Raw genomic sequence first — 8,042 nt, 5'->3', positions numbered from 1 at the left:
CCCGGATGCTGGCGTCGAGGAACTCCTGGTCGGCCACTCGCAACAGGCGCTTGTGCCGGGCGTCCGCGGCCCATTCGCGGGCCGCCGCCAACCGGACGCCGCGATGGCAGAACGCCGGATCACGACCGGCGCGCTGCCAGGCATCCGTCGCGTCGGCCAGCTGCTGGCGGATGAGCAGCCCGGCGCGATCCTCGTCGATCCATCGACGCAGCCGCGGCCAGGCACGCAGCAGCGCCTCGTGGGAGAGCTGCGCCCCGCCGTCGTCGACGGTGACCAGCCGAGCCTGCGCCAACCGGTCGCACACCAGCGTGATGAGCTGGCGCTGCACGCTGGAACGACCGTGGGCCATCTCGCGTAGGTCGATGCGCTGCCGCACCGCCTCCCCATCGCCGCCGCTCAGATACACCATCCGCACGAACAGTTCGCGCAGGGCCACCCGGCCGGGTTCCGCGAGCGAGTCGTGGATCTCCTCGGCGGTGCGGGTGACCGACTGCCAGATACCGCCGGTGGCCTGGTAGCCGGCGAGGGTGAGGGTGCGGCCGCTGCGCCTGGTCCAGGTGGCGCGCAGCACGTGCGCCAGGAACGGCAGGGCCGCGCCGAGCGTGGCGGCTCCGCCCTCGCGGAGGTCCCGGAGCAGCAGGTCGGTCAGCCCGGGTTGCAGGACCAGACCGCTCGCGTGGGCGGGGCGTTCGATGGCTGCCCGCAGCCCGGCATCGTCCAGGGGCGGTAGCGTCACTTGGCCGTCCCGCAGCGCGCGGACCAGCTCGGGATGTTCCAGGCAGCTTCCGTAGTGATCCGCCCGGAGCCCGAGCACCACCTGGACGCGGCCCGGACCGGTGCCGGGGCCACCAGCGTCACGGGGGCCACCAGGGCGACCAGTGTCGCGGGGGCCATCCGGGTCACCGCACAGGACACGGATGAATCGCGCCCGCTGGCCGGGATCCGCGCACCGGGTGAAGACCTCCTCGAACTGGTCGACGACAAGGACCGCGCACCCGCCGGGCCGTTCGGCCATGCTGGGTAACCGCCCGGCCAGCAACTGCCGTTCCACATCCCCCAGGGGCTTTCCGGCCGCCGCCGCCAGGCGTTCGGCGAGCGCCCGCATCGGCTGGGCTCCCGGCGCGGGCAGCAGCACCGCCGGCCAGGGGCTCGTCCGGTCCGCCTCGTGCCGGCGGTCCAGCGCGGCCAGCAGCCCGGCACGCAGGAGCGAGGACTTGCCCACGCCGGAGGACCCCACGAGCACCAGCGGGCGATGAGCGGGGCCGTTCCCGGTGACGTCCCCGAGCAGCCGGCGGACAAGATCCTCCCTGCCGAAGAACCGTTCGTGGTCGTCTGGCTGGAACGGCTCCATCCCCGGATAGGGACACGGGGAGTCGTCCAGCGGCTCGGCTGACCCGTCAGCGGACACGTCATCGCGCGCTGGGACGGGCCGCTGGTAGGCGGGATTCGCGGCGAGGACGAGTTCACCGGCCCGGCCGTCGCTCTGCCGGTGCGGCCGCGCCGCCGTTGCCTGCAGCCGCCGGTCGAGGCGCCCGTAGATGTGGTCGAGGGTCAACCGGGCCGGGCCGGCCGGGTCACCCTCGCGCAGCAGCCGCAGCAGCTCGCCGCTGAACAGGGTGTGGCGCTCGCCCGGCGGGGCGTAGGAGACGGCGTAGTGGGATGCCGAGGTCAGCAGGTAGCTGCCGCGCGGCCGGGCGGAGGCATAGGGATCACGCTGCCGGCCGTGGGCTGTCGCGTCCGCCAGGCCGGAGAAGCAGCAGTCGAGCACGACCACGGTGCTGGCCGGCAGCTCCGCGAGAATGTCCCGGACAGTCTGGTAGGAGACGGACCGGGCGACCCGGTCGCCAGCGAGGCTGGCATGCGTGGCCAGGTACAGCCGATCCCCGGGCCCGAGCAGGCCGTGCCCCGCGAAGTAGAACAGGACGACGCCGCCCGCCTGCGCGGCCGCGGCCTCCACCGCGTCGAGCACGGCGCCTTCGTCGACGGGATCGACGATCGTGTGGATGTTCGCGGGCGCCATGCCGCACACCTCTTCCAGCGCCCGCCGCAGATCCTCGACCGTGGTTGCCACCGACGGCAGATCCGGCAGACGTGACCCGTCGGCGTGGCGGCTCGTTCCCACCAGGACCGCCCGTGCGCCCATCCCGGCGAGGTCGCCGAGCGGCAGCTGCCGCGGTGCCGCCATCCGTCCGAGCCCTCCTCCGTCCGGCCAGCCCTGTGTGCCCCTGGTGCCGGGCGCTCCGCCGGGCGTTATCCGGCCGGTGCGGCGGGAGGCCGCGCTGTCTCGCCGGGGATCGGCTCGCCGCCGGGGATCGGCTCGCCGGGTTCCAGCGACCGGGCGAGCTGCTGGGCCAGCTCGTTCACCTGTCGCGCGTCCAGCCCGCGGACGTGTTCGGCCGCCACCGTGAGGGTGGTCCCATCGGGGCGGGTGATGGTCACGGTCTGGTTGCCGGCTCGGCGCTGCACCCACGCCACCAGCGCGGCGGCCAGCACGGTGGCAACCCCTCCCGGTTCCAGGACCACGGTGAGCAGATCCGTGGCCGTGCCCATGACCGCCGGCGGTGGCGCCGCGGCCGGAACACGGCGGACCCGGCCGCGGAGTTCCCGCTCCCGGCCAAGCCAGGTCCCCAACGGCGCGACGCTGCCGTCCGGCCAGCCACCGCCGCCCTGTAACGAGATGACGACTTCCACGGTCCGTATTGTGCTCTTTGGGCCGCCGCGAGGGGAACGAGAGGTCCGGATGGATATCGCTGCCCCGCTTTCGGGCATCGCTCCCAGGCGCCGTCGGTATCGCGCCCGGACCAGTGATCAGGCCTGGCAGCCCGGCGCAGCTCAACGCCGCGTCCCCTATCCCTACTGCCTCCCTATGTATGGCCGGCCGGCCTACCGTTCGCTGCCCGGATTCCCACCACCACCGGCGTCGTCGTCCGGTACGGACTGGGCACCCGGATGCTGGTGGCCCGCGGGGCCCTGGGCGAATGTGGTCAGCATCGTGGTGGTGACGGTGGTGACGAAGTCCCGCACCACCGGCCCGGCCGCGCCGGACCCGCACACATCGGTCACCGCGCACACCCACGCGCTGGTACCCGCGTCGAACACGCCCGCGCCCGAGTCGGCCGTGTAGTAACTGACATCGGAATGGTCGGGCCGACCGTGACAGACCACCGGCGAATGGGCGAGAACCTCGATCCGCGGTGGTGTCGGATACGCGCGGTCGACCCGGTCGTACTCGGATCCGATCATCCCCGGGATGCGGCTGCCGGCCGTCACCGCGGCGCCGGCGAGCAGCCAGTGCCCGGGGTCGCGGACCACGAGGTCGGCATGTACCGGATTGCACTGGTACATGCCACCGGTGAGCGAGCTCTCCGGACTCGCGTCCGGCGGGGACGGCCAGTTCGCGGTCACCGCGGCGTTGTCGACGCCGTTCAGCGGATCCTCGGCGGCAATCTTGTAGCCGGTTTCCAGCCGGTCCGGCCCGACGGGCGTCGGCCCGAGCCTGATCCGGCGGAACACCGCGTTCGCCCCGAGAAAGGCCAGGTTCACCCCGCGGTCACGGGCCCATGTCAACGCGTCCCGCATCGCGGGCGAGTAATACTCGTCATGCCCCATGGAGACGACCGCGCGGGCGCCGTCCAGCAGCGCCGGGTCGGCATGCAGGTCGATGTCGGTGGCATAGGCGACGGGCAGGCCGAGTTTTTCCGCGAGGATGATGACGGGGGCCTCGTTCCCGGTGAAGTCCGCGGCGCCGTCACCGTAGTCGTACGGCCGGTCGAACGACACGGCCCGCGCCCGGTCGGCGAATCCCTTCGGACCGTGGTAGAGGCTGTAGCCGCCCCATGCGTTGTACGCCTGCCAGGTTGTCACCGCCGCGAGCAGCACCACCCGCCCGGACATCGTCGGGCTGCGGACGGTCAACGGGACGTAGGTCTGGAAGCCCTCGGAGTTGTCCAGGCGGATCAGATACGCGCCCGGTGGCCAGCTGTTCGTTGCGAACGTCGTGGTCGGCTCCCAGGCTGTGCTGACGGTGTTGGTCGACGGGTCGCGGGACGCGGGGGCCTGCACCCGGCCGGGCAACGGGCCCACCTCGGTGACCAGGCGGCAGGTCCGTCCGCCGTACCAGCCGATCCGGAAGACGGTGGCCGTGACGGTGGCCGCGGTCGTGGAGGCGAACAGGCGAAGTTCGTCCCCCGAGCGGATGCTGGTGTGGTCAAGCCAGCCTTCCACCGCGTGGTTGTAGCCGAGCCGGGCCAGCCCGCAGTCACCACCGGGTTTCGCGTTCTCGGCCCGGACATCGAAGTCGGCGCCCACCCCGGCGCCGTCCCGGCCGGCCCCCTGTCCGCCCGGCCCGCTCCCGTTGCCCTGGTTGGTCCCGTTGCCCTGGCTGCTCCGGCCGCCGTGGCCGGTGCCGCCGCATCCGCCGAGGAGGGCCGCGAGCACAACCATGACGGTGACGGAGGCCGCGACAGCCGTGGGCCATGCGGCAGACCCGCGCCGACCACGGTCCTGGCTCCGATGGTCCTGGCTCCGATGAGCGAACATGCCGGCCATCCTCGCCGGTGGCCTCCCACAGCCGCCACCGGCGGTGGCCGGCTGCGGGCTCCGTTGACGGGCTCCGCTCATCAAGCAGCCTGATCGTGGGATTGGGGCAGGCGATTCCCGGTGCTCCGCGCCGCGGATCCGCTTAGATTCCCCTGGGGCCGCCGGAGGTGTGCGCACAACCGCGATCCCACGTCCGTCGGCCCGGCGAGAGCAGCTCAGGCCAACAACACCAGGCCAACAAGGGAGATCAGGATGCCGACCGCCGACCCGGCCGCTCATGCACGTCGCCTCGACCGGATCGGGGCCTGCGCATGACCATCTCCCAGCCGACGGCTTCGGGCCCGATCAGCTCCGGTGCGCAGGCGGCGCGCGGCGAGCGCCCCGGCAGCCCGGTCAAGGCCCCTTGGGCGGTGCTGCCGGACTACCAGTGTTTCGGCTGCTCGCCGTACAATGATCAGGGCCTTGCGCTGCAGCTGCGGACCCATCCCGAGGGGCTACAGGCTCGCTTCGATTTTGGGCGCGCACACGAGTCGTACCCCGGCATCGTGCATGGTGGCCTGATCGGGGTGGTCTGCGATGAGATCATGGGTAACCTGATCGTGCTCCAGACCGGCCGCACCGCGTTCACCACGGTGCTGAAGGTACGCTACGTCTCGCCGATGTTCGTCGGCAGGACGTACGACTGCATAGCCCGTATGCGGCCGCCGCGGGAGGGGCAACAGGCCGGTACCGGGCTCACTCATGCCGCCTCCGAGATCCTCGATCTGGACGGCGCCACGATGGCCACCGCGACGGCCAGCTACCGGCTTGTCAGCCTGGACGAGGCGCGCCAGCGCTTCACCCTGGCCGACAGCGACGCGGACCGGTTGCGGGACGCGCTGCCCGGATACCGCGACGGGCATGGGAACGAGGCACAACCGCACGAGTGAGTCAACTGGCAGGCAGATAAAGTTCCTGGTTCTCGCGCGGTCTTTCGGTGATTCCGGACTGCCCGCGGGTGGCGGCCTCTCCTCCAATGCTACTTTGTGTGACGGATTTCGATTGCCGTGCTTATGGGTGCCTGCTGGCGCTCCGTATTCACCTGCTTACGTGTTGTTTTCAGATTTTCTGTTCTGCCTGCTAGGCGGGTATGACGTGCGCTGCCCGGTGTCTCTCGCGGGTGAATGTTGATCAATTTATTGCTGCCGGCAGCGTCATATGTTCGTTTTGATGGTAGCTCTGCGTGGTAACTGGTGGAGATGCGCCAACAAGATGACAGGAGAGTTTCACGAAGCCCTTTGCGTTCGGCAGCATTTCATGCAAAGCTGTTCTGCGAACGGTGGATTCGAGGGGGCGCCATTTCCCGGCGCGTGGTTGAGGGTGCCACCAGCACCTCGCCGAGCGCTCGGGTGGCCAGGGCCGAGGGGGATGGGATAGATGGTACGACCTGTCTGACGGCGGCGGTTCGGGAATCCTGCTGCCGTTATAGCCGGCCAGTCACCTGCCGAGGCGTGGCAAGGCAGCAGTCCTCCGCTTGGACGGGCGATTCGCGTCGCCCGTCCGCGGGTTTTTCCACGGCTGGTCGAGCAGCTCTCATAGCTGGTTGGTGAGCACCATCCACGCAGGCCGGGGCTGCTTGGCCATGGGTATGCGCCCTTTTTGTCATGGGCGCGTATGCCTTTATGGAGAAGCTATGTTCGTGTCGCGTGCCGTCGATCACGCGTTAATTGGAAGCGCTGTTTCCAAGGTTTTCCACGTGCTGTCCGATGTGTTAGAGGAAATTGTCGGACTGGTATTCGTGCTGTATCTGGCAGCCGGCGTCGCATGTATTTTTCTGGCCATTTTCCTGCGCGCTCGCGGCCGCCTCGCGCGCGCGTCGACCGGGCGTTTCACCGTGGCCGAGAAAGTCGGCCGGCCAGCTGGGCGAAGGATCCGTTGATGAGTCGGTCAGGCCGTGTACGTGATGTCATGGTTTCGACAGGATTGCTGGGTGGTTTCGCATGTCGGTTACGGGAGGCCCCCGGACGCCGTCGGCCGGTCGCGTCCGGCCCGGTCCGGCCGCGGGTGCTGTGGCACGCGGGCCTGCTCCCGCCCGTTGCCGGGTACCTGGCTGTCCCGGCGGCCGCGCAGGCACAGGCCCACGGCACGGCGGCCGTCCGGTCCCCGGTGGCGCTACTCGTGTCCTTGCCTGGCGGCGCGCTCGACGCCGCGTGGCCGCTGGCCGCCGGGTTGATCCTCATGGGTTTCCTCTACCTGATGGCGATGCTGCTGTTGTCGGGTACCCACGAGCAGCCTCCGGCCGTTACCCCCAGCGGCCTGTTCTACGTGTTCGTCATGCCCTGCCTCAACGAGGAGGCGGTGATCGGGGCAAGCGTGCGGCGGCTGCTCGCCACGGCAAGGGACGACATCCGAGTCCTGGTGGTCGACGACGGCTCGGACGACGCGACGGCCAGCATCGTGCGCGGCTTCCGGGACGAGCGGCGGTGGCTGTTACGGCGCGATCCGCCCAACGCGCGGTCAGGCAAGGGCGCGGCGCTGAACGCCGCCATCGCCTACCTCGCCGATCACGATGAGATCGCCGTCCGGGACCCGGACGATGTGATCGTCGTTGTCGTCGACGCGGACGGGCGCCTCGATTCCCATGCCATCGATGCCGTCGCCCCGTACTTCAGCGACCCGCGTACGGCAGGTGTGCAGACGGGTGTCCGCATCAACAACCGGCATGGCAACCTGCTGGCCCGCATGCAGGACATGGAGTTCGTGATCTATACCGACATCTTCCAGCGTGGTCGGGCCCATGTCGACAACGTGGGGCTGGGCGGCAACGGCCAGTTCGTCCGCCTTTCGGCGCTTCGGTCGCTCGGCCCGCGGCCGTGGAGCCACAGCCTCACCGAGGATCTCGATCTCGGGGTCAGGCTGCTGCTCGCGGGCTGGCGTAACCGGTTCTGCGCACAGGCTGATGTCCACCAGCAGGGGGTGGTGAAACTACGCCGGCTACTGCGCCAGCGCTCCCGCTGGTTCCAGGGGCACCTGCAGTCATGGCGGCTGATACCACAGGTGATTCGGGATGCGCGGATCCGCACGCTGCCCGACATGCTGTTCCACCTGTCGAGCCCGTTGTTGATTGTGTTGGCGTCCCTGCTCACACTCGCGTTTGGATGTTCGACGGCCGCGGTCACGGCCGACTGGCTCGCCGGTGGGCCCAGCCCCGATCCGCGCCTGTTCGTCGGCGCCTACCTGCTGGCCACGGTTCCGGCCATGCTCTGCGGCCTGGTCTACCGCCGGCAGGAGCCGATCTCCGGGTTCGGCCTCCTACGGCTGATCGGTTATGCCCACCTCTACATGGTGTACGCCCTGGTCTGGTTCGTCGCCGGCTGGTGGGCGATCGCCCGGATCCTCAGTGGCCGCAACAGCTGGCACAAGACCGCCCGCAGCCCGGAAGAACGCCTGAGCGCAGCCGCCCTGACCGCGGGGACGAGTACGGCCGCGGTGGCGGCAAGCACGGCAAGCACGGCAAGCACGGC

6 protein-coding genes are annotated in these 8,042 nt (G+C 70.2%); 3 read left to right on the top strand and 3 right to left on the bottom strand.

All coding sequences use genetic code 11. The features are described 5' to 3' along the window. From MJ783_RS18490 to MJ783_RS18480, 3 genes are all read right to left on the bottom strand, one after another. Positions 1-2,185: caspase family protein (locus MJ783_RS18490; RefSeq protein WP_239311982.1), on the bottom strand; the 2,185-nt coding region annotated here is incomplete at its 3' end. A gap of 65 nt (positions 2,186-2,250) precedes the next feature. After that, positions 2,251-2,691, bottom strand: coding sequence for a hypothetical protein (locus MJ783_RS18485; RefSeq protein ID WP_239311980.1), 441 nt, complete (start codon positions 2,689-2,691; stop codon positions 2,251-2,253). A gap of 192 nt (positions 2,692-2,883) precedes the next feature. Next, a complete protein-coding gene (locus tag MJ783_RS18480; RefSeq protein WP_239311975.1) occupies positions 2,884-4,539 on the bottom strand; it encodes a N,N-dimethylformamidase beta subunit family domain-containing protein in 1,656 nt (551 codons plus the stop codon). A gap of 311 nt (positions 4,540-4,850) precedes the next feature. On the opposite strand from MJ783_RS18480, the gene MJ783_RS18475 reads away from it, so the two are divergent. The 3 genes from MJ783_RS18475 to MJ783_RS18465 form a co-directional block, all read left to right on the top strand. Further along, a complete protein-coding gene (locus tag MJ783_RS18475) occupies positions 4,851-5,468 on the top strand; it encodes a PaaI family thioesterase (protein ID WP_239311974.1) in 618 nt (205 codons plus the stop codon). A gap of 743 nt (positions 5,469-6,211) precedes the next feature. Next, positions 6,212-6,457: a hypothetical protein gene (locus MJ783_RS18470; protein ID WP_239311968.1), complete on the top strand. Its 246-nt coding sequence runs from the start codon at positions 6,212-6,214 to the stop codon at positions 6,455-6,457. 29 nt (positions 6,458-6,486) lie between these two features. Further along, the coding region (locus MJ783_RS18465) for a glycosyltransferase family 2 protein (protein ID WP_239311966.1) at positions 6,487-8,042 on the top strand (1,556 nt) is incomplete at its 3' end.

This window comes from Protofrankia sp. Cj3, from assembly GCF_917627355.1.
Taxonomy (GTDB): Bacteria; Actinomycetota; Actinomycetes; order Frankiales; family Frankiaceae; genus Protofrankia.
Note: the sequence above shows the minus strand (reverse complement) of the source record. Positions and strands in the feature narration are given on the sequence as shown.